We start from the raw sequence: 20,928 nt of genomic DNA on the forward strand, positions 1-20,928 counted from the left end.
GCGCGGAGCCGTGCGGGGCTCCGCGCCGGGACCGGTTCGACCGGCCGGCGGTGGGGCGCCGGCTGATCGGCGGCTCAGTACTGGGAGTAGCCGTCCTCGGAGAGGACGTGCTTCTCGTCGCCGTTGATCGGCGGGTTGAAGATCGACACCAGGTGGAGGTCCTCGTCGGCCGAGGCCACCAGGTGGTGCGGGTCGTGCTGGTTGAGGACGTAGATGGTGCCCGGGACGATCTTGTGGCGGGTACCGTCGTGCTCCACGACCTCACCGGAGCCGCTGATGCAGTAGCAGGCCTCCAGGTGGTTGCGGTACTGCAGGGCGCTGGAAGTGCCCTTGCGCACCAGGGTGTCCGCGACGGCGAAGCCCATCCCGTCGCTCTTGGTCAGCAGGCGGGTGCTCAGGCCGTTGCCCCACTCGACGGGGGCGACATCATCGAGGCTGCGGGTGAACATCTCTGTGGTTCTCCTTCGGAATAGGGTGGGAACTACGGGTGTTGCGGAGGTACGGGCCTTGCGGGTGTGCGGCTCTTGCGGGGTGGGGCGGTTCTTGCAGATGTGCGGCTCTTGCGGGGTGGGGCGGCTCTTGCGGGTGTGCGGCTCTTGCGGGGTGAAGCGGCTCTTGCGGGGTGGTCAGGCGGCCACGGCCGGGCTGTGCTCCGTGATCACGGCGGCGATGGCGTCCAGGGTGCGGAAGTCGTCCGGGCCGAAGTCGATGTCGTCGACGGGGATCCGGTAGGCCGTGGTGAAGTGCGCGAGCATCCGCACCAGGCCCAGGCTGTCGATGACTCCGGACTCGATCAGGTCGTAGTCGCCGGTGAGGTCCGATACGTCCTCGCCGGCCAGGAACTGGTCCACCACGTAGGCGCGGACCTCGGCGGCTATGGCGGTGCTGCTCATGCGGTGGTCTCCTTCAGACGGGTCTGCTTGATCAGGTTCCGGTCGGGCTTTCCGGTCGACGTACGGGGCAGCGGAAGGGCGGTGAGGTGCACCGAGGCCGGGATGGCGTGGCGCGGCAACTCCCGCCCCAGGTGGGCGCGGAGGCCCAGGGTGGTGAGGGCGCTGCCCGGGCGCTGGGCGACGTGGGCGTGCAGGCGGACACCGGCCTCCGGGTCGGGAAGCGGCACGACCACGGCCTCGGCGACGTCGGGGTGGGCCGCGATCACGGTCTCCACCTCCTGGAGGTTGGTGCGCACGCCCCTGACCTTCACGTGCCAGTCCGCGCGCCCCTCCAGGAAGTAGAGGCCCTCGGTGTTGCGGGTGACGATGTCGCCGGTGCGGTAGAAGACCCGGCCGTCCAGCTGGGTGAACACCGCGTCGTTGAGCTCCCGGCGCAGGTAGCCGGTGGTCTGGAAGGGTGTGGACACCAGGAGTTCCCCGGTGCCGACCGTGGCGAGGCGCCGGCCGTCGGAGTCGACGACCACGGCCTCGGTGCCCCGGATGGGGCGGCCGACGGGCATCGGCCCGGTCGCCGCCGGGTCGACCCGGTGGATGAACGAGTCGTTGGTCTCGGTGCAGCCGAACACGTTGTGGAAGGCGGCCCCGGGGAACGCGGGGGCGACCCTGGCGAGCAGGTCCGCCGGCATCCGGTCACCGGTGAAGATCGCGTGGCGTACGGCGGGGAAGGTGCCGCCGTGGTCGAGCAGCAGCCGGTACACCATCGGCACGCCCTGGACGAAGGTGACCCGGTGCCGGGCGGCGAGCCCCGCCAGGTGGGCGGCGTCGGTGGCCCGCTGCTGCTCCACCAGGACGACGGTGGCGCCCAGTTGCAGGAAGGTCCAGATGTCGAGCAGGGCGAGGTCGAAGTTGAGCGGGGCGTAGGACAGCGCGGTGTCCTCGGCGGACAGCGCGAACTCGCTGACGGCCCAGTCGGCGAAGGCGTCGAACCCGGCGGTCTCGATCGGCACGATCTTGGGGGTGCCGGTCGAGCCCGAGGTGGTCAGCAGCAGCCTGGTCCGGGCCGGGTCCGCCACCGCGAAGCCCGTCGCCTCGGCCTCGTCCGCCGGTACCGGCGCCGCGGCGAGCGCGCCGTCGGCGGTCGCGGTGAGCCGGTGGGAGACCCTGGCCTGCTGCGCCAGGCGCTCCAGTGCGGCACTGCCCAGGTCCGGGGAGGGGGCGAGGGCGACCAGGCCCTCCTGGGCGACGGCGAGCAGCAGGGCGACGGTCTGCGGGTTCTTGTGCGCCGGCACGCACACCGTGCCGCCGGACGGGAGGTCCAGCGCCGACAGGTGCTTGCGCAGACTGCGGGTCAGGTCGTTCAGCCGGCCGTAGGTGACGGCCTGGTCGTTGAAGTGGAGCGCGATGTGGTGGGGCCGCTCGTCGCCGTGGGCGGCGACGGTCTCGGCCAAGCGGGACGATGGCACGGCGGGATTCCTCGCGGTCGGCTCAGCCGCCGGTAACGGGTACCGATCGGCTGTTCGAATTCGTGCGGTGTCGAGGAAGACCGTACCGGGCGAAGTCCATGCTTGGTCAAGCATGCACTTGCCGAAGTGGGTGTGACGCAGACCACCAGACTTGCATGACCAAGCAAAAGACCCCGAACGCGGAATGCGTTCGGGGCCGGGATGGGCGGGCGGAGGCGCCACGCCGGCGCGCCACAGCCGTCCGGGACCGGGGGGAGCCCGGGACCGGACCACTGTGCCGCGCCGGGGGGCGACGGGTCAGACCTGGGTCGCGCGCAGGGCCTGGACCGTGGGGCCCAGTTCGGGGTCTGCGGTGAAGGAGTTCAGCGCGGAGGAGAGGACCTCCGCGTAGGTCGCCCGCGCCGCCTGGTAGCGCTGGCGCCCCTCGTCCGTGATCACCGCGTAGACCCCGCGCTTGTCCGAAGGACACAGGTCCTTGAAGGCGAAGCCGGCCGTTTCGAGCCGGCCCACCAGCCGGGTCACCGACGACTGCCCCAGGCCGACCCGGTCGGCCAGGTCCTGCATCCGCAGCTCGCTCGTCGAGGAGTGGTGCAGGTGCTCCAGGGACCGGTACTCCGACAGTCCGATCCCGTGCTGGCGCTGGAGCGCCAGGGCCAGCTCCCGCTCCACGAACGAATGGAGCGTCAGCACCCGCCCCCAGGCTGCCTGGTCGGAGCTGCGCAGCGGCGCGTGCGGTGAGGTTGCCATAAATGCCTCCCTTGCAGAGGTGTTGCTTGACAGAAGAGTACATGCGCATGCAAGATCCTGGCGCCCCCGATTTTTATTCCGTGGGTCCCCCGAGCGCAGTTCATTGCACGTACAAGCAAACATTCTGCCTGTTCAGCGCCACCGCAGGAGCGCGGGCCGCCTCGGCCCCGCCACACCCCGCTCCTGCCCCCGTCCCCATCGGCGACACCCGCTTCGAGGGAGTCCCGAGCCCCAGCACCTGCGCGGGGCGATCCTCGACGCGCAGGCCCACCAGGACGTCGCCGACGACGGCGCCGCCTGCCGCACCGAAGGAACCTGCTGACATGAGCATCCGTGCCCACTTCGCCTCCGCGGCCCAGCCGCCGTCCCCGGAGCCGGGGCGCCACGTCCTCGCCACCGTGACCTACGGCGCCGCCACCGGCCTCACCCGGGTCGAGCACGGCCACCCCGACCTGACCATCCCGATGGCGGTCACCAACGGCGACGCCTTCCGCGAGGTGTGGACCGTCGCCGAACGGCCGCGCTGGGTCCTGCGCGAGGACAGCGCCTACGCCCACGACGGCCGACACCTCTTCGTCGCCGGCCTCCTGCCCGAGCAGTCGGTCTACACCCCACCGGTGCGGGAGATGTACGAGAAGGCCTTCGCCCTGGTCAACCACCTCGACTACGGCCACGTCTTCCGGATGTGGAACTTCGTCGGCGACATCCTCGGCGCCAACGCCGAAGGCATGGAGGTCTACCGGGACTTCGTCCAGGGCCGCGCCCAGGCCTTCCAGACCTACATGGGCGACACCACCGCCCAACTCCCCGCCGCCACCGGGATCGGCACCCAGGGCCGCGGCATAGCCTTCGTCCTGCTGGCGACCAGAAGAGGCGTGCCCCGCCACCTGGAGAACAGCCGGCAGACCTCCGCCTACCACTACCCCGACCAGTACGGTCCCAAGTCGCCGAGCTTCGCCCGCGCCACGCTCCTGGACGACACCCTCTACGTCTCCGGCACCGCGTCCATCCTCGGCCACGAGACCGTCCACCCGGGCGACGTGCGGCGCCAGACCCGGGAGACCCTGGACAACATCGCCCACCTGATCTCCCGCGAGAACCTCGCGGCCCAGGGCATCGATGCGGGACACGACCTCAAGGACCTACGGATGATCAAGGCCTACGTGCGACATGAAGACGATGTTCCGGCGGTACGCGCTGTCTGTGAGGAGACACTTGGTCTGGGTACTGAGGTGAAGTACCTCAACGTCGCCGTCTGCCGGGACGACCTCCTGGTCGAGATCGAGGGCCTCGTCCCCGCCGTGGGGTGGGACCAGTGACCGCCCTCAAGGTCGGCATCGTCCTGCCCGGCCGCGAGGCCGTCGTCGACGAGGGCCCCTACCCGGCCAACCTCGCCTCGATCGCCGCCCTGGCCGAGGAGTCCGGCTTCGACTCGATCTGGGCCGGCGAATCCCCGCTCGCCCGCTCCCGGATGAACCCGCTGCTCGCCCTCGCCGCCGCCTCCTCGGCCACCGAGCGGGTGCAGTTGGGCACCGCCGTGCTGATGCCGCTGCGCGCCCCCGTCCACCTGGCGCACGAACTGGCCTGCCTGGACCGGATCTCCGGCGGCCGGGTGATCGCCGGCATCGGCTCCGGCTTCGCCTCCCCCGCGACCGAGCGCGAATTCGCCAACTACGGCCTGGACTTCGCCACCCGCTTCGGGCGGATGCGGGAGACCGTCGAGATCTGCCAGGCACTCTGGGCCGCCCGCGGCGAGCCCGTCTCCTACGAGGGAAAGCACTACCGGCTCCAGGACGCCGCCCTGCTGCCCCTGCCGCACCAGCCGCAGGGCCCGCCGCTGTGGATCGCCCACTCCGGCCCCCAGATGCTGCGCCGGGCCGGCCGCGGCTTCGACGGCTGGATGCCGACCTCCACCACCCCCGAGAACTACGGCGCGGGCTGGGAGCAGGTCACCGCCGCGCGCGAGGAGGCGGGCCGCCCCGCCGAGGCGGTCACCGGCTCCGTCTACCTCTCCGTCGCGGTCGACCGCACCCGGGAGCAGGCCGAGGAGACCCTCTGGTCGTACTTCCGCGCCTACTACGGCCTCCCGCTCACCACCATGCGCACCACCCAGGGGATCTTCGGCGGAACCCCGCAGGAGGTCGCCGACTGGCTCCACCAGTACGTCAAGAACGGCGCCCGCCACCTGATCCTGCGCCTGCCCACCGCCGAGCTGACGGAGGCCGCCTACCGCGACGCGGTCCGGCGGACCGCGCAGGAGCTCCTCCCGCTCCTGCGCGAGCTGTGAACGGCCGGTCCCAGGCGCCGGGGTGGGCGGTGTGGGCGGCGGCGTGGCCGATCACCGCCGTGTTCATGCTGTCCAACATCCCCACCCCGCTGCTCGCCCTCTGGAAGGACCGCATCGGCTTCTCCACCGGCACCACGACGGTCATCTTCGCCGCGTACATCGGCGGACTGCTGCTCGCCCTGCCGTTCACCGGCGCCCTGGCGGACCGGTACGGCACCCGCCGGGTGCTGGCCCCCGCCCTGGTCGCCGGACTGGTCTCCTGCGCGCTGTTCATGACGGCCACCCACGTCCTGACCCTGATCGTCGCGCGGCTGCTCACCGGCGTGGCGGTCGGCGCGGTGCTCTCGGCCGGCACCGCGGCGGTCTCCCACGTCGGGGGCCCCGGGCGGCGCCCGCAGGCGGTCCTCGCCGGATCGGTGGCCATCGGCACCGGCCTGGCCGCCGGCCCCCTGCTCGGGGGCAGCGTCTCGCAGTACTGGACGGCCCCCACCGTCACCGTCTTCGTCCTGGAGGGGGTCCTGCTCCTGACCGCCCTGGCGGTCGTGTACACCCTCCACCTGCCGCCCGTGCCGGTCTCCCGGGAGGAACCCGCGCCGGGGTGGCTGCGCCTGCCGTCCGTCCCCCGGGTCAACCGCCGCGGCCTGGCCACCAGCCTGCTGGTCTACATCCCCGGCATGACGGGGACGTCCCTGCTGCTCGCGCTCGGGCCGATCCTGCTCGCCTCCCTGCTGCACACCGGCAACCGGCTGGTGACCGGCGGGATCGGCTTCATGATGTTCGGCGCCTCCACCGGCGTCCAGTTCGCGATCCGGAACCTGCCGCTGGGGCGGATCCTCACCATCGCGGGCGTCGTCACCGGCGTCGCCATGCTCGGCACCGCCACCGCCGTCCGCGCCCACTCCCTCGCCCTGCTCACCCTCGCCGCGGTCGCCGCGGGCGTCGGCCAGGGCATGGGCCAGTACGGCGGCTTCTCCCGGCTGGGGACGGAAGTCGTCCCGACCCGGCTCGCCGAGGCCAACGCGGCGCTCAGCGCGGGCGGTTACCTGTTCGCGGGCATCCTGCCCATCCTGACCGGCTACCTCAGCGACGCCGCCGGGATCGCCACCTCCTCCACCGTGTTCGCCTCCCTCACCGGCGCCGCGGCCCTCGCCGGCGCCCTCCTGGTCGGCACCCTCCGGGCGCGCACCCCCGTCGAGGAGGTACGGGAGCCCTCGAAGGTGCCGGCCTCCTGAACGGCCCGCCCGCTGCGGCCGGATCGCGGCGGGCGGGCTGCTGCTCCCGCGGTCCGCGTGGCGGTCAGCCGACCGCCACGGGCACCCGCTCCGGCACCGCCAGCGCCGCGAGGCGGCGCAGGCTGGCCCGGCGCTGGAGCGCGGCGAGACCGGTGGACGCCGCACCGAGCGCCAGCCAGCCCACCGGGCCGGCGGCCATCACCACGCCGGTCAGCAGCATCGGCCCCACCGACTTCTGGACCGACTGGGACATCCCCGCCACCCCCAGGTAGGAGGCCCGGGCCCGCGGCGGCGCCAGGCTGACCGCCAGCTCCCAGGAGCTCACCGAGCGCATCAGCTCCGCGAGCGTGACCAGCGCGGCCGCGGCCAGCAGGGCGAGCGAGGCGGTCAGCGGGCCGCCGCCGGTGGAGAGCGCGATCAGCAGGCAGCTCGCGAGCAGCGTCACCCCGTACCAGCCGACCGCCCTGGTCGCCCCGCCCGGCCGCTCCGCCCAGCCGGAGACGCGCAGTTGCAGCACCACCACCAGCACGGTGTTGAGGGTGAGGAAGGCCGGCACCACGGCGTGCGGCGCGTCGGTGTGGTGGATCAGCCAGAGCGGCAGGCCGACGTTGAGCACGGAGTCGTCCAGGCACATCGGCAGGTCCAGCAGCACGAACAGCAGGTAGCCGCGGTCGCGCCAGGGGCTCGGCACGGCGCCGCCCCCGGCGGCGGACGCCTCCGCTTTCGCCTTCGCCCCCGCTTCCGCCTCCGCCGCCACCGCGCCCAGACCGCGCCCGGCCGGCTCCTCGGTGCGCCGGATCAGGGCGGCGGCCAGCAGGTACGAGAGCGCGTTGGCCACGATCAGCGCCCGGTACGCGGTGGTGGTGCCGAACGCCAGGCCGATCGCCGCGACGCCCGTCCCGACCGCGTAGCCGCCGTTGGCCACGCTGCGGAACAGTGCCTGGTAGGTGGCCCGCCGCTCGCCCGCGACCCGGGTGGCGAAGAGCATCTCCAGGGTCTTGGCGCCGCGTTCGGCCAGACAGGTCAGCGCGACCGAGACCAGCAGCGCGGTGAAGTCCTGGACCACCAGCAGCAGCGCCATGGTGGCCACCCGCAGCAGGTGGCAGCCGATCAGCAGCCCGCGCACCGAGAAGCGTTCGGCGGCCCGTCCGGACAGCGGCGAACCGATGATCCCGGCCACCGCGCCCACCCCGAGCAGCAGTCCGAGCCGCCCGGCGTCCATGCCGCAGACATAGGTGAAGTACAGCACGGACGCGGCCGCCCACACCCCGGTGCCGGTCCGGTCCACGCCCTGGGCCAGCAGCATGACGCGGGCGTCCCGCCCGCCCGGCGGCCGCCGCAGCTGCGACCACAGTCCGTTCCCCCGCATGACAGGTCCTCGTTTCGCGTCCACCGTCAATCTCGACATCAAGATACTTCATGTCGAGATAGTCATGGAACCCCGGTCCCGCATACCGGACGCCTCGCCGGCCGGCCACCCCCTCGACGCCCGGCGGACCGTGCGCCACACTCTCCCCAGCAGCACCCGCGCTCCCGACGCACCGGCACCGACGCACCGAACGACCGCACCCTGGAGAGCCACACGGTGACCACACGCCAACTGCTGGAGATCGCGTTCTCGTCCGGCCGGTCCGGAACCGGACCGGCCACCTGGGGCCAACGGGCCATCTGGGACGCCGTACGCCGACTCCCCCCGGCCGACGTGCCGCGCTACACCATCGCCACCGCGGCCCCGCTGGACCCGGGCCTGCCACTGCCCGGAGTGCTCGACGCCCTGGACCGACTGCTCCACCTGCACGACTCGCTGCACACCAGACTGCTGCCCGCCCCGGACGGCACGCTGCGCCAAGTCGTCGACCCGGACGGCACCTTGACCGTCGAGGTGCACCCGCTGGCGGACGGCGAGGACCCGACCGAGGCCGGTGAGCGACTGCACCGGGACCTGGCCGGACGCCCCTTCGACACCGCCACCCAGTGGCCCCTCCGGGTCGGCGTGGTGACGGCCGACGGCCTGGCCCGGCACATCAGCCTGGCACTCTCCCACACCGCCGTCGACGGCGCGGGGATGAACCGCCTGGTCGCCGACCTGACCGCGCTCAGCCTCGGGCACTCCCCCAGCCAACTCGCCGGGCTCCGCACACCCGCCCGACAGCCCCTGGAGGAGGCCGAGTTCCAGACCTCCGAGCGGGGCCGCAAGCGCGACACCGGCGCCCGCAAGCAGTTCGTCCGCAAGCTCCGCCTCGCCCCGCCCCGGCTGTTCCCGGAGCCGCCCGCGACCGAGCACCCCGCCGACTTCCCCAACGCCGTCCTGCGCTCCCCCGCCCTGCCCGGCGCGGTCGAACTGGTCGCCGCCACCCACCGGGTGAGCACCTCCTCCGTCCTGCTGGCGGCGACCGCCACGATGACCGCCCGCCTCGCCGGCACCACCGAGGCCGTGCTCAACGTCGTGGTCAACAACCGCTTCCTGCCCGAGCTGACCAACGCGGTGAGCGTGGTCGCGGGCGACGGACTGTTCCACCTCCCCGACGCCACCGCCGAGTTCGGCGAGGTCGTCCGCCGCACCCACTCCGCCGCGATCGGCACCTACCGGCACGCCTACTACGACAAGCTCGCCCTGGCCGCCGAGGTCGAGCAGCTCTCCGCCGAGGGCGTACCGCTCGCCGACCGCTCCTGCGTCTTCAACGACACCCGCGACCTGCTCCCGGCCGCACCCGCCCCGGGCGACGAGGGCACCACCCTCAGCTGGCCGGTCGACTTCGAGCCCCGCCCGGGCCTGACCTACGCCCTGGACGCCCTGCAGTCCCCCGAGGCACTGAGCCTCGCCATGACCGCCGACCCGGCCGTCCTCCCCCGCCCCGCGATGGAGCGGTTCCTCTACGGCATCGAGGAGTTGATCCTCACCGAGGCCGCCACCCACCGCTGACCCGGCCCCGCCCGCACCGCCCCCGACCACCGGGGGCGGTGCGCCCACGAGGAGACCGCACAAACGGGTTGACCCCGGGCCCTACCCTGGAATCCATGCGGATCCTCGTACTCGGCGGTACCTCCTTCGTCGGCCGCGCGATCGCCGCCGACGCCCTGCGCAGCGGCGCCGAGGTCACCCTGTTCAACCGCGGCCGGACCAACCCCGGCCTCTTCCCCGAAGCCCGCCACCTGCGCGGCGACCGCGACACCGGCGACTACGCCGCCCTGCGCACGGGCGAGTGGGACGCCGTGGTGGACGTCACCGGCTACCGCCCCCGCCAGGTCGACCAGGCCATGACCGCCCTCGGCGACCGGGTCGGCCGCTACCTCTTCGTCTCCAGCCACGCCGTCTACCAACGGTCCGGGCTCGCCCCGCACTCCGACGAGTCCGCCCCGCTCCGCGCACCGCTGCGCGAGGCCGAGGAGCTGTCCGAGGAGACGTACGGCCGGCTCAAGGTCGCCTGCGAGCAGGACGTCACCGCCCGCTACGGCGACCGGGCGACGATCGTGCGCCCCGGCAAGGTGGCCGGGCCGCACGACGAGCAGCGCGGACTGACGTACTGGGCCCGCCGGGCGGCCCGCGGCGGCCGGATCGCCCTGCCCGGGCGCCCCGAACAGCCCGTCCAGGTGGTCGACTCGCGCGACCTGGCCCGGCTGGTGCTCCGGCTGCTCCAAGACGGCCGACCGGGCGCCTTCCACGCCGTGGGCCCGGCCGAACCGACCACCCTGGGCGGCCTGATCGCCACCTGCGCCGAGGTCGCGGGCACCGGGATCGAGCTCGTGCCCGTCCCCCCGGAGACCGCCCCGCCGCCGTTCTTCCCGCTGGTCCGGGCCGAACCCCTCTGGCCCGGCCAGCAGCGCGACCCGTCCCGGGCGCGCGCCGCCGGGCTGCCCGCCACCCCGCTCGCGGTGACCGCGGCCGACGTGCTCGCCTGGGACCGCGAGCGCGGCGAACCGCCGCTGGGGCACGGCTTCACCCCCGAGCAGGAGGCCCTGGTCCTGGCCGCACACGACGCCCGCTGACCAGCGCCCCGGAGCGGACGGGCTCCGGGGCCGTGGACTGACGCACGGCACCCCCCTCCTGACCGATTGTCAGTGCCACCCGCTAGGGTCGGGCCCGAACAATCGCACCACACCGGTACGAATGCACCAGCACGCCCATCAGCCCTACGCACCACCACCAGGGGGGACCATGACCACACCGGGCACCAGCCCGCTCACCGCCGCCGACCTCGTGGAGGGTTGGCACCGGGTCGGCGTCCGCCCGGGCATGGCGGTCATCGTGCACTCCTCGCTCTCCAGCCTCGGCCGGGTCGAGGGCGGGGCGGCGGCCGTGGTCGCCAGCCTGCGCGAGGCCGTCGGGCCGGGCGGCACGGTGGCCACGCCCGCCTTCACCGGCTCCGTCGTCTGCGACCCGGCACCGGACCACGCCGGGCTGCCCACCCCCGAGATCGCCGAACTTCGGGCCTCCGTCCCGCTGTTCCACCCCGGACTGCCCTCCCCGATGGGTGCGGTCGCCGAGGCCCTGCGCAGCCTGCCGGAGAGCCTGCGCAGCACCCACCCGCAGGCCTCGGTCGCCGCCGTCGGCGCCCACGCCCGCGAGGTCACAGCCCGCCGCTCGCTCGGCTGGGCCGTCGGCCGGGAGTCGCCCTTCGGCGCCCTGCACGACCTCGGCGGGTACGTGCTGCTGGTCGGCGTCGGGCACAACCGCAACACCTTCCTGCACTACGCGGAGACCTTCGCCCCGAACCGCCGGCTCAAGCTCCGCCGCTTCCCGATGGCCATCCAGGGCGAGCGGGTGTGGATCGAGACACCGGACGTGGGCAACGACAACGACACCCACTTCCCGGTCGTGGGACGGGAGTTCGAGGAGCTGGCCGGCATCCGCGAGGTGCTGGTCGGCGACGCGCCGTGCCGGCTGGTCCCGGTCCGCGAGCTCATACCCTTCGCCGTCCGCCGCCTCACCGAACTCCTCGCGGCGGACGGCCCCGGAGCGGCGTAGCCCGGCCCACCGGCCGGGCCACGCCCGTCACCTCACCCCATCGGGTGTCAGTGGCCGTGCACCGAGTGGGTCTCCTGGATCTCCTTCCAGGACTTCGGCTCCACCAGCGCCTTGGCGTCGTCCCGCGCCCCGGGCGCCAGCGAGGCGGTCGCCGCACCCGGTGCCACCGGTCCGACGGCCGGCTTGCCCGGGGTGAACAGCCAGGTCTTGAAGAGGTCCCCGAGCTTCTTCCCGGACACCTTCTCCGCGTACGCCTGGAACTCCGCGACGGTCGCGTTGCCGTACTTGCGCTCGGTGGGCCAGCCCTTGAGGATCTTGAAGAACTTCTCGTCCCCGACGGTGTTGCGCAGTGCCTGGATGGCCACCGCGCCCCGGTCGTACACCGCGTTGGAGAACTGGTTGTCCGCGCCCGGGTCGCCCGGCTTGACGCTCCAGAACGGGTCGTCGGCCGGGTGCGAGGCGTAGATGTAGTCGGCCAGCTCCTGGGCGGTGCCCTCGTTCTCGTGCTCGGACCAGAGGAACTGGGCGTAGCTCGCGAAGCCCTCGTTCAGCCAGATGTCGCTCCAGTGCGCGACCGAGACACTGTCGCCGTACCACTGGTGGGCCAGCTCGTGCACGACCACCGAGGTGTTGGTGCCCTTGGCGAACTGCTTGGGGCTGTAGAAGACCCGGGTCTGGGTCTCCAGGGCGTAGCCGGTCGGGACGTTGGGCACATAGCCGCCGACCGAGCTGAACGGGTAGTCGCCGAAGTAACCGCTCAGCCAGTCCACCAGCTCACCGGTGCGCTCGACGCTGGCCCGGGCCGCGTCCGCGTTCTCGCCGAGGTCCTTGCTGTACGCGTTGTAGACCGGTAGCCCGCTCGCGGTGGTGTCGGTGGTGATGTCGAACTTCCCGACCGCCAACGTCGCCAGATAGGTCGCCTGGGGCTTGTTCTCCCGCCAGCTATAACGGGTCCAGCCGGCTTTCGAGCTGGTCCCGGTCAGCACGCCGTTGCTGATCACCTGGTTGCCGTCCGGCACCAGCACCGAGACGTCGTAGGTGGCCTTGTTGCTCGGGTGGTCGTTGCTCGGGAACCACCACCACGCGGCCTCGGGCTCGTCGGCCGCCACGGCACCGTCGGGGGTGCGGTGCCAGGCGGTGAAGCCGTACTTCTTCACGGTGGACGGCACGCCCTTGTAGCGGACCACCACGGTGGCCTGGCTGCCCTTGGCCAGCGGCCGGGCCGGGGTGATCTCCAGCTCCTGCTGACCACTGGTCGCGAAGGCGGCGGGCCGCCCGTTGACCTGCACCTCGGAGACGTTCAGCGCGAAGTCGAGGTTGAACCGGGAGAGGTCCTGGGTCGCGGTGGCGAGGATGGTGGTGGTGCCCTCCAGCTCGTCGGTCGCGGGCTGGTACTTCAACCGGATGTCGTAGTGGGAGACGCGGTAGCCGCCGTTGCCGTAGGTCGGGTAGTAGGGGTCGCCGATCCCGGCCGCGCCGGGTTGGAAGTCGGCGGCCGAGGCGGGGACGGCCAGGAACAGGCTCAGGGCACTGGCGGCGGAGACGATCAGCCTCTTGCGCAACGTGGTCCTCCAGGATCACCGGATCAATGGGTCGGATCGATCCTTGTCCCGGCAGCCCGCAGTCCACTCCCCAATTGTGAGATGTTCATGAAAAGAAACGCGCCGAAATCACGCCGCCCCACCCCCGTCACCCGCCCCACCCGTACCGCACCGCCCCCGGGCCCCCTCAGGCCCCCAGCACCACCGGCGCCCGCACCAGCGAGCCGTACTCCGTCCAGGAGCCGTCGTAGTTCTTGACGTGCGGGTACCCCAGCAGCTCGGTGAGCGCGAACCAGGTATGCGCCGACCGCTCGCCGATCCGGCAGTAGGCGATCACCTCCCGCTCCTCCCCGACCCCCTTGCCGCCGTACAGCGCCCGCAGCTCCTCCGCCGAGCGGAACGACCCGTCGTCGTTCGCGGCCTGCGACCAGGGCACGTTGACCGCCCCGGGAATGTGCCCGGGCACCTGGGCCTGCTCCTGCGGCAGGTGCGGCGGCGCGATCAGCTCCCCACGGAACTCCGCCGGGGACCGGACGTCGACCAGCACCGCGTCCGCACCGGGCTTGGCGAACACCTCCGCCTTGGCCAGCACCTCGTCCCGCAGGGCCCGCAGTTCCGGCCGCTCCGGCCCGGTCAGCCGGTAGCCCGAGTGCTGGTAGTCCATCACCTCGTGGGTGAGCTCCCGCCCCTCCAGCTCCCACTTCTTCCGCCCGCCGTCCAGCAGCTTCACCGGCCCGAACCCCCGCAGCCGCAACAGCCAGAACGCGTACGCGGCGAACCAGTTGTTGTTGCCCCCGTACAGGACGACCGTCGTATCCTCCTCCACCCCGGCCGCCCGCAACAGGTGCTGGACACCGTCGCGATCCGCGTAGTCCCGCCCGACCTGGCTGTGCAGATCGGTGGTCCAGTTCCACCCCACCGCCCCGGGGATGTGGTCCCGCTGATAGGCACTGCCGTCCTCGTCGACCTCGACCACCCGGACCGTCCCGTCGTCCAGGTGATCGGCCAGCCACTCGGTGCGGACCAACGCCTCAGGGTGCGCGTAACCGTTGCCGGTCATCCCAGACCCTCCTTCGCTCTACCCGGACCGCGGCACCCGGGCACAACGAGGCACCGGCGACCGGGCCGGACAGTTCGACGCTACGCCGACCACCCGACCCGGGCCACCCGGCTCAGGAGAAGATCACCGAGCGGAACTTCAGCTTGTTGCCGAGCTTCTTGCCGGGGTTCATCACATAGAAGACGTCACCGTCGCAGTCGGTCTCAAGGAACACCGTGGCCGTCGAGGTGGTGAAGTTCTCCGGCGCGTAGGCCGGCGCGTTCCCGGTTTCCGGAACGTTGATGCACACCCGGCCCTCCGGGTCGGCCAGCCCGGTCTGGACGCCGGGGAGCGGGCCGACCCTGTAGAGGAAATCCCCGGTGGTGGCGTTGGCCGACATCGGGACGGCGAGGACGAGGGCAGCAGCGCTGGCGACGGCAAGAACAGCATTGCGGAGACGCATGGGAGAGAGCCTTTCAGGTGGTACTCGAGGTACCCGGCGAACTGGTGCGAGATCACCCTAGAGGCCGAAAATCCGCAGAAACGCTTCTTCCAATCCACCCATTCGAGTGGTTTAAGAGCCAAAGCCGCCACCTGTCCCACCCATCGCTATTCTCCGACTTTCCGATATCAATTCGGCGGCGCCGTGAACAGATACCCCGAATCGATCAGCACCGGCAGGTACGCCTTCAACGCCGCCACCGTCTGCGAGCGGTCCCCGCCCCCGTCGTGGTTGAGCACGATCGACCCGGGCCGCACCTCTTTCAGGACCGTGTCGATGATCGACGACGTCCCCGGCCGGGACCAGTCCCTCGGGTCGATCGACCAGGCCATGTTCCGCAGCCCCATCTCGGCGGCCACCCGCAGCGACACCGGCGAGAAGTCCCCGCCCGGCGCCCGGAACCAGGTGGGCAGCCGCCCGGTGGTCCGGTGCAGCAGGTCGCTGGTGCGCTCCAGCTCGTCCCGCACCTGACTCTCCGACATGTGCCGCAGGTCCGGATGGGTCCAGGTGTGGTTGGCGATGTGGTGGCCCCGGTCGGCGATCTCCCTCACCAGGGCCGGGTGCTCGACGGCGTTCTCGCCGATCAGGAAGAAGGTCGCCCGGATCCCGTGCTGCTGGAGCAGGGCCAGCACCTGGGGCGTGTACTTGGGATCCGGCCCGTCGTCGATGGTGAGCGCCACCACCCGCTGGGCCGGGTCCAGGTCGTAGACCGGCTTGCTCTCCGCATCGCTGAGCACCTTGCGGACGGGCTGGACACTCGGCGCCGCACTGGCCGCCGGACTCGCCGACGGAGTGGCGGACGGCGGCACCGGCGAGGGCGTCGGCGAGGAAACCGAAGCCCCGGGCGCCCCCGGCACCTCCGTCGCCAGCACCTCCGTCACCCCCTCCGGAGCAGCGACACCCCCGTTACCCCAGGGGCTCTTGCAGGCGGCGGCACCGCCGAGCAACGACATCCCGGCCGCTACCATCAGCAGCCTGCGCGAGGTGACCCGAGTGGTCACCGAAGAAGTAATCTGACGATCAGACAGCATTCTGGATGCTTGCCCCGCTGGTCAGCACCCCTCCCCCCGGGCGCCGATCACCACTCCGACAGCCCACAGCACCCCCATCCCACCGACCTACCGACACCCCTTCCCCTCATTCCCCCCATGGCCGCTACGCTGTGCCTTCCCCAGTGTGATGATCTGCCATCAGAGGACGTGGCCATGACGACAAGTCAGGACTTCCCCCAGCAGGGCCCGCAGGACGAGGACGCCGTCGAGCTGAGCCAGTGGGAACGTTTCGGCGTCGACACCACCACTCCGCACTCCGCGCGCGTCTACGACTACTGGCTGGGCGGCAAGACCAACTTCCCGCCGGACCGCGCCATGGGCCAGGCCATCGAGGAGGCCGTGCCCAGCGTCAAGGAGATGGCCAAGGCCAACCGCGCCTTCCAGGGGCGCGCGGTCCGCCACCTCGCCCGGGAGCACGGCATCCGCCAGTTCCTCGACCTCGGCACCGGCATCCCCACCTCACCGAACACCCACGAGATCGCCGAGGCCGTCAGCCCGGGCACCCGCGTCGTGTACGTCGACAACGACCCCATCGTGCTCGCCCACGCCCGCGCCCTGATGGTCTCCAGCCCGGCCAGCCGGACCACCTACATCCACGCGGACCTGCGCAAGCCCGAGGAACTGTTCTCCGACCCGGCGCTCACCTCCACCCTCGACCTCACCCAGCCGGTCGGCCTGCTGATGATCGCCGTCCTGATGCTGATCGCCGACGAGGACGACCCCTGGGGCCGGGTGGCCGCCCTGCGCGACGCCCTGCCCGCCGGCAGCTGCATCGCCCTCACCACCCCCACCGCGGACTTCGCCCCGGAGGCCGTCGGCAAGGTCGCCGAAGCGGCCCGGGCCGGCGGAATGACCCTCGTCCCGCGCGGCTACGACGACGTGCTCCGTTTCTTCGACGGCTGGGACCTCGTCGAGCCGGGCCTCTCCCCCGTCCTCGCCTGGCGCCCCGACGGCGAGCCCCCGGCCGACCCGAAGGCCGCCTACTACTGGGGCGGCGTCGCCATCAAGCGCTGACACCACCGCCGCGCCCGGGTGGGGCCACCCGGGCGCGTCACTTCAACAAGCGCGACATCCTCCGGTCCGCCAACGGCTTCCCCCCGGTCTGACACGTCGGGCAGTACTGAAACGACGAGTCCGCGAAGGACACCTCCCGCACCGTGTCCCCGCACACCGGACACGGCAGCCCGGTCCGTCCGTGCACCCGCATCCCCACCTTCTTCTCCGCCTTGAGCTCCCCCGCCGCCAGCCCCCGCGACCGCTCCACCGCGTCCCGCAAGGTGTCACCCAACGCCTCGTACAACCGCGCCGTCTCCTCCTCCGTCAAGCTCGACGCCAGCTTGTACGGCGACATCCGCGCCACGTGCAGCACCTCGTCCGAGTAGGCGTTGCCCACCCCCGCCAACACGGTCTGGTCCCGCAACACCCCCTTCAACCTCCGCCGCTCCCCCCGCAACAACCCGGCGAACTCCTCCACCCCGAGATCCAACGGTTCCGGCCCCAACCTCGCCACCCCCGGCACCTCCACCGGATCCCGCACCACATAGACGGCGAGCCCCTTCTTCGTCCCCGCCTCCGTCAGATCGAACCCGTCCCCACCCTCCAACCCCACCCGCACCGCCAACGGGTTCTTCGAACTCGGCTTCGCCGGTTCCACCGGCAACGAATCCCTCCACCGCACCCACCCCGCCCGCGCCAGGTGCACCACCAGATGCACCCCACCCACCTCGAAGTCCAGAAACTTCCCCCGCCGCGCCACCGCCCCCACCACCCGCCCCTCCAAGGCAGCCACCGGCGGGTCGTACGTCTTCAACGCACTGATCGCCACCACCTGCACCCGCGCGATCTCCCGCCCGACCACCCTCGCGGCCAAAAAGGAACTCAACGCCTCAACCTCGGGCAACTCCGGCATGCGCCCAGTCTCCTCCCACCCCCAAACCCGCACCAACCCACCCACAACAACCACCCACCCCCACCACCCGACCCAGGCGAGAGGGACGCGCTGCGGGAGGGGGCGGTGGAGGGGGTGGGTGCGGAGAGCGGCGTAACGGGTGATTTTCAGACCGCCCACGGCGCCCAGCCACGTGCCCACAGGGTCGGCGGTCGGAAAATCACCCAGCCGCCGGAGCACCCCCCCCCGGCCCCCGCCCGCGGGCGGGGGGCCCCCGCCCCCCGGCCCCCCGCGCCGTGCCGTCCGCCCGTCGTTCACCGGGGTCGCCGAACCCACCCCGAACCTGCACGGTTCCCCCGCCGATTCGGGCCCGGGCGCCCGGGGCGGTACGGTGATCCCGATCACGGCACCGGTGTCGCCCTCCAGGGGTCCCGGGAGCCGCCGGACCGGGACAAGACGGATATGCGTCGACACCGGTACGGTTGGCCCCGATGAACACCAAGGCTGCTGAGGAGCTGCCGGCTGTTTCCGTGATCATGCCGGTGCTCAACGAGGAACGACACCTGCGCACGGCGGTCCGGCGCATCCTGGACCAGGATTACCCCGGACCGATGGAAGTGGTGATCGCCCTCGGTCCCTCCACCGACCGCACCGCCGAGATCGCGGCCGAGCTGGTGGCCGAGGATCCGCGGGTGCGTACGGTGGAGAACCCCACCGGCCGCACTCCCGCGGGGCTGAACGCCGCGATCCGGGGCTCGCAGTACCCGATAGTCGTACGGGTGGACGGCCACGGGCTGCTCACGCCCGGCTACATCGCCACCGCGGTCCGGCTGCTCGGCGAGATGGACGCCGCCAACGTCGGCGGCATCATGCACGCCGAGGGCGAGACCGAGTGGGAGAACGCGGTCGCGGCCGCGATGACCTCCAAGATCGGTGTCGGCAACGCGGCCTTCCACACCGGCGGCCTGGCCGGCCCGGCGGACACCGTCTACCTCGGGGTGTTCCGGCGCGAGGTGCTGGAGCGACTCGGCGGCTACAACGAGGAGTTCATCCGCGCCCAGGACTGGGAGCTGAACTACCGGATCCGCCAGGACGGCGGGCTGGTCTGGTTCACCCCGCAGTTGAAGGTGACGTACCGGCCGCGGCCGTCCGTCAAGGCGCTGGCCAAGCAGTACAAGGACTACGGCCGGTGGCGCCGGGTGGTCACCCGCTACCACCGGGGCTCGGTCAACCTGCGCTACCTGGCCCCGCCGAGCGCGCTGCTCGCGGTGCTGCTCGGCCTGGTGCTGGGCGCCGCCGTCCACCCGGCCTTCCTCGCGGTGCCCGGCGTCTACCTGCTGGGCATCCTCGGCGGCGCCGCGGTCGAGGGCCGCGGCCTGTCGTTCCGGGCCAGGGCGCTGCTGCCGGTGGCGCTCGCGACCATGCATCTGAGCTGGGGCTTCGGCTTCATCACCTCACCCCGCTCGCTGGCCCGCCGGGTGATAAGGAGCGTCGGCCCGTCCTCGAAGGACGTGCTCTCCCGGGCGCGTTGACGCCCGGACCGGCTACCGTCGGCCCGCACGGGGACAGTTGAGGACGGTGCGGCCCCGCTCGACCCGGCCGGTCCGGGGGCTCCGGACCGGCCCCCGGACCGGCGAGCGGTACCGCGGGACGGACCGAACCCTCGGCCCCGGGCGGCTACTTGGCGCAGACGTCCTCGTCGTCCGCCTGCACCCGCTGGAGGTCCTTCGGGGCCTCGGTCGCCTGCTGCGCGGGAGCCGCCAGGGCGTCCTTGCCGAGGACCACCAGCAGCGGGTCCTTCGGGCCCGCCTTCGGGTTGGGCTTCACGGCGTCGGCGGGCAGCCCGAGGGCGGCGGCCAGCGCCGCGGCCTCGGCCTCCTGGCCGGCCGGGTGGGACACCGTGCTGGTCGCGGCCGGGGGAGCGTCGGAGCCGACCGCGGCCTTGGCGAAGCCCTTGCCCTTGAGCTTCTCCACCGTGGGCCCGGACTGTCCGCGGGTCCCGCTGCCGTTGCGCACCGTCACCTGGACGCCCTTGGTGTCCACCGCCGGGGCGGCGCTGCTCGGCGCGGCCGGGGCCGCCGGGGCCGAGGCGTCCGGGGTCGCGGCCGGGGCGGCCGTCTCGGTCAGCGAGCGGTCGCCCGCGATCATCGAGAACACCTGTCCGGCGTCCGGCTGGTGCAGGACCAGCCGGTCCTTGTTGCTGGGGTCGTCCAGCACCGGGACGGTGGTGAAGGTGATGTTCTTGGTGTCCACCTTGCTGATGTCCTGGGCCAGGTTCTTGAGCTTGTCGACGCTGCCGATGCCGGAGTCCACGGTGAGCGCCTTGGTGGCGGCGTCCGCGAGCTGGTAGAGCTTGCCCGGGCTGGTCAGGGTGTCGTCGCTCTTGATCTTGCGGATCATCGCGCTGATGAACTGCTGCTGGAGCGGGATCCGGGTGAGGTCGCCGCCGAAGCCGACCGCGTGCCGGGTGCGGACGAAGGCCAGCGCCTCCTCGCCCTGGACGACGTGGCGGCCCTTGGACATCTTGAGGTGCGAGTCCTTGTCGTCGATGTCCTTGGCCGCGCAGACCTCCACCCCGCCGACGGCGGTGGAGAGCGTCTTCACCGCCTCGAAGTTGACCTGCACGAAGTGGTCGACCCGGATGCCGGTCAGCTTCTCCACGGTCTTCCAGGTGCAGCCCGCGTCGCGCCCGTCCTGGCCGAGGCTGTTGTTGAACATGTCCCGCGCGACGCCCGGGATCTTCTTGCCCTTGTCGTCCTGGCACTCCGGTATCGGCACCATCAGGTCGCGCGGGATGCTGACCACGGTCGCGTTGGAGCGGTCCTTGGAGACGTGGAACAGCAGGGTGGTGTCGGCGTGCCCGGTGCTGCCCGCGTCGCCGTACTCGCGGCCGAGGCCCTGGCGGCTGTCGGTGCCGATCACCAGGATGTTCAGCGCGTCCCCGGCGGCCTTGGGCCGCTCCTCCTCGTTGCCCAGCTGGACCTTGACCGAGGTCAGGTTGCTGTTGAAGTGCTGGTACAGGTAGTAGGCCCCGCCGCAGCCCGCGACCATCACCAGGGCGCCCGTCCCCGCCGTCCACTTGAGCACCCGGCGGCGCCGCTGCCGCTTGGCGGCCGCGGCCAGACGCTTGGCCTCCCGCCGGCTCCCCCCGCTGAACCGACCGGTGTTCGTTTCGTCCTGCTGCACGGGGGTCCCCTACGTCCGGCCGGTCACGGAGGCCGACCCGTCGGGCGACGGGTCGATCCGGACACACTAGACGAGCCGAACGGGGGAATTGTTCCGAGTGTGATCTCAGTCATGTTTGAGCAATGAAAAAGC

General features: G+C 72.1%; 19 protein-coding genes. 8 read left to right on the plus strand and 11 right to left on the minus strand.

All coding sequences use genetic code 11. The features are described 5' to 3' along the window. Positions 1-74 precede the first annotated feature (74 nt). The 4 genes from ACFXPX_RS26655 to ACFXPX_RS26670 form a co-directional block, all read right to left on the minus strand. Positions 75-449 (minus strand): ectoine synthase, encoded by a 375-nt coding sequence (locus ACFXPX_RS26655; RefSeq protein ID WP_375894907.1) that lies wholly within the window; start codon positions 447-449, stop codon positions 75-77. 177 nt (positions 450-626) lie between these two features. Then, on the minus strand, positions 627-893 hold the full coding sequence (locus tag ACFXPX_RS26660; RefSeq protein ID WP_375894910.1) for an acyl carrier protein: 267 nt from the start codon (positions 891-893) through the stop codon (positions 627-629). Further along, positions 890-2,356 carry an AMP-binding protein gene (locus ACFXPX_RS26665; protein WP_380643650.1) on the minus strand — a complete coding sequence of 489 codons (1,467 nt, stop codon included), beginning with the start codon at positions 2,354-2,356 and terminating at the stop codon, positions 890-892. The genes ACFXPX_RS26660 and ACFXPX_RS26665 overlap by 4 nt, the downstream gene beginning before the upstream one ends. 297 nt (positions 2,357-2,653) lie before the next feature. After that, positions 2,654-3,103, minus strand: a complete 450-nt coding sequence (locus tag ACFXPX_RS26670; RefSeq protein ID WP_375894915.1) for a MarR family winged helix-turn-helix transcriptional regulator — start codon at positions 3,101-3,103, stop codon at positions 2,654-2,656. A gap of 323 nt (positions 3,104-3,426) precedes the next feature. On the opposite strand from ACFXPX_RS26670, the gene ACFXPX_RS26675 reads away from it, so the two are divergent. The 3 genes from ACFXPX_RS26675 (at position 3,427) to ACFXPX_RS26685 (ending at position 6,622) form a co-directional block, all read left to right on the plus strand. Next, positions 3,427-4,422, plus strand: a complete 996-nt coding sequence (locus tag ACFXPX_RS26675; protein WP_380528327.1) for an FkbO/Hyg5 family chorismatase — start codon at positions 3,427-3,429, stop codon at positions 4,420-4,422. After that, the gene (locus ACFXPX_RS26680; protein ID WP_380528328.1) at positions 4,419-5,390 is read left to right on the plus strand and encodes an LLM class flavin-dependent oxidoreductase; all 972 of its coding nucleotides are present in this window, start codon (positions 4,419-4,421) and stop codon (positions 5,388-5,390) included. The genes ACFXPX_RS26675 and ACFXPX_RS26680 overlap by 4 nt, the downstream gene beginning before the upstream one ends. 65 nt (positions 5,391-5,455) lie before the next feature. Continuing rightward, entirely contained in the window at positions 5,456-6,622 is a 1,167-nt protein-coding gene (locus ACFXPX_RS26685; protein WP_380528330.1) for an MFS transporter, read from the plus strand. A gap of 64 nt (positions 6,623-6,686) precedes the next feature. Here the strand turns inward: ACFXPX_RS26685 and ACFXPX_RS26690 are convergent, their stop codons facing one another. Further along, positions 6,687-7,991 (minus strand): MFS transporter, encoded by a 1,305-nt coding sequence (locus ACFXPX_RS26690; protein WP_380643653.1) that lies wholly within the window; start codon positions 7,989-7,991, stop codon positions 6,687-6,689. Between the two features lie 216 nt (positions 7,992-8,207). Between ACFXPX_RS26690 and ACFXPX_RS26695 the strand changes: the two genes are divergently transcribed. From ACFXPX_RS26695 to ACFXPX_RS26705, 3 genes are all read left to right on the plus strand, one after another. Further along, complete coding sequence (locus ACFXPX_RS26695) at positions 8,208-9,545, plus strand: condensation domain-containing protein (RefSeq protein ID WP_380643656.1); 1,338 nt, start codon at positions 8,208-8,210, stop codon at positions 9,543-9,545. A gap of 95 nt (positions 9,546-9,640) precedes the next feature. Beyond that, entirely contained in the window at positions 9,641-10,609 is a 969-nt protein-coding gene (locus tag ACFXPX_RS26700; protein WP_380528335.1) for an NAD-dependent epimerase/dehydratase family protein, read from the plus strand. A gap of 169 nt (positions 10,610-10,778) precedes the next feature. After that, positions 10,779-11,588, plus strand: coding sequence for an aminoglycoside N(3)-acetyltransferase (locus tag ACFXPX_RS26705; protein WP_380643658.1), 810 nt, complete (start codon positions 10,779-10,781; stop codon positions 11,586-11,588). Between the two features lie 47 nt (positions 11,589-11,635). Here ACFXPX_RS26705 and ACFXPX_RS26710 read toward each other — a convergent pair whose 3' ends face one another. From ACFXPX_RS26710 to ACFXPX_RS26725, 4 genes are all read right to left on the minus strand, one after another. Further along, positions 11,636-13,150: a M1 family metallopeptidase gene (locus ACFXPX_RS26710; RefSeq protein ID WP_380643661.1), complete on the minus strand. Its 1,515-nt coding sequence runs from the start codon at positions 13,148-13,150 to the stop codon at positions 11,636-11,638. A 166-nt stretch (positions 13,151-13,316) separates the two neighbouring features. Beyond that, positions 13,317-14,189 (minus strand): sulfurtransferase, encoded by an 873-nt coding sequence (locus ACFXPX_RS26715; RefSeq protein WP_380643663.1) that lies wholly within the window; start codon positions 14,187-14,189, stop codon positions 13,317-13,319. 112 nt (positions 14,190-14,301) lie between these two features. Then, complete coding sequence (locus ACFXPX_RS26720; RefSeq protein ID WP_380643665.1) at positions 14,302-14,631, minus strand: hypothetical protein; 330 nt, start codon at positions 14,629-14,631, stop codon at positions 14,302-14,304. A gap of 167 nt (positions 14,632-14,798) precedes the next feature. Beyond that, complete coding sequence (locus ACFXPX_RS26725; protein ID WP_375894945.1) at positions 14,799-15,407, minus strand: polysaccharide deacetylase family protein; 609 nt, start codon at positions 15,405-15,407, stop codon at positions 14,799-14,801. A 468-nt stretch (positions 15,408-15,875) separates the two neighbouring features. Between ACFXPX_RS26725 and ACFXPX_RS26730 the strand changes: the two genes are divergently transcribed. Then, positions 15,876-16,736 (plus strand): SAM-dependent methyltransferase, encoded by an 861-nt coding sequence (locus ACFXPX_RS26730; protein WP_375894951.1) that lies wholly within the window; start codon positions 15,876-15,878, stop codon positions 16,734-16,736. A 37-nt stretch (positions 16,737-16,773) separates the two neighbouring features. Here the strand turns inward: ACFXPX_RS26730 and ACFXPX_RS26735 are convergent, their stop codons facing one another. Beyond that, the gene (locus ACFXPX_RS26735) at positions 16,774-17,631 is read right to left on the minus strand and encodes an Fpg/Nei family DNA glycosylase (protein ID WP_380643667.1); all 858 of its coding nucleotides are present in this window, start codon (positions 17,629-17,631) and stop codon (positions 16,774-16,776) included. Between the two features lie 470 nt (positions 17,632-18,101). On the opposite strand from ACFXPX_RS26735, the gene ACFXPX_RS26740 reads away from it, so the two are divergent. Beyond that, the gene (locus ACFXPX_RS26740) at positions 18,102-19,142 is read left to right on the plus strand and encodes a glycosyltransferase family 2 protein (RefSeq protein WP_375895889.1); all 1,041 of its coding nucleotides are present in this window, start codon (positions 18,102-18,104) and stop codon (positions 19,140-19,142) included. A 145-nt stretch (positions 19,143-19,287) separates the two neighbouring features. Here ACFXPX_RS26740 and ACFXPX_RS26745 read toward each other — a convergent pair whose 3' ends face one another. Next, complete coding sequence (locus ACFXPX_RS26745; protein ID WP_375895886.1) at positions 19,288-20,796, minus strand: LCP family protein; 1,509 nt, start codon at positions 20,794-20,796, stop codon at positions 19,288-19,290. Positions 20,797-20,928 lie beyond the last annotated feature (132 nt).

It is taken from the genome of Kitasatospora sp. NPDC059146 (assembly GCF_042786665.1).
Taxonomy (GTDB): Bacteria; Actinomycetota; Actinomycetes; order Streptomycetales; family Streptomycetaceae; genus Kitasatospora.

Bases quoted from the DNA above. Each gene is read 5' to 3' on its own strand.
- ACFXPX_RS26655 (WP_375894907.1), bottom strand. From the start codon at position 449: ATGTTCACCCGCAGCCTCGATGATGTCGCCCCCGTCGAGTGGGGCAAC.
- ACFXPX_RS26660 (WP_375894910.1), bottom strand. From the start codon at position 893: ATGAGCAGCACCGCCATAGCCGCCGAGGTCCGCGCCTACGTGGTGGAC.
- ACFXPX_RS26670 (WP_375894915.1), bottom strand. From the start codon at position 3,103: ATGGCAACCTCACCGCACGCGCCGCTGCGCAGCTCCGACCAGGCAGCC.
- ACFXPX_RS26675 (WP_380528327.1), top strand. From the start codon at position 3,427: ATGAGCATCCGTGCCCACTTCGCCTCCGCGGCCCAGCCGCCGTCCCCG.
- ACFXPX_RS26685 (WP_380528330.1), top strand. From the start codon at position 5,456: ATGCTGTCCAACATCCCCACCCCGCTGCTCGCCCTCTGGAAGGACCGC.
- ACFXPX_RS26690 (WP_380643653.1), bottom strand. From the start codon at position 7,991: ATGCGGGGGAACGGACTGTGGTCGCAGCTGCGGCGGCCGCCGGGCGGG.
- ACFXPX_RS26700 (WP_380528335.1), top strand. From the start codon at position 9,641: ATGCGGATCCTCGTACTCGGCGGTACCTCCTTCGTCGGCCGCGCGATC.
- ACFXPX_RS26705 (WP_380643658.1), top strand. From the start codon at position 10,779: ATGACCACACCGGGCACCAGCCCGCTCACCGCCGCCGACCTCGTGGAG.
- ACFXPX_RS26715 (WP_380643663.1), bottom strand. From the start codon at position 14,189: ATGACCGGCAACGGTTACGCGCACCCTGAGGCGTTGGTCCGCACCGAG.
- ACFXPX_RS26720 (WP_380643665.1), bottom strand. From the start codon at position 14,631: ATGCGTCTCCGCAATGCTGTTCTTGCCGTCGCCAGCGCTGCTGCCCTC.
- ACFXPX_RS26730 (WP_375894951.1), top strand. From the start codon at position 15,876: ATGACGACAAGTCAGGACTTCCCCCAGCAGGGCCCGCAGGACGAGGAC.
- ACFXPX_RS26735 (WP_380643667.1), bottom strand. From the start codon at position 17,631: ATGCCGGAGTTGCCCGAGGTTGAGGCGTTGAGTTCCTTTTTGGCCGCG.
- ACFXPX_RS26740 (WP_375895889.1), top strand. From the start codon at position 18,102: ATGAACACCAAGGCTGCTGAGGAGCTGCCGGCTGTTTCCGTGATCATG.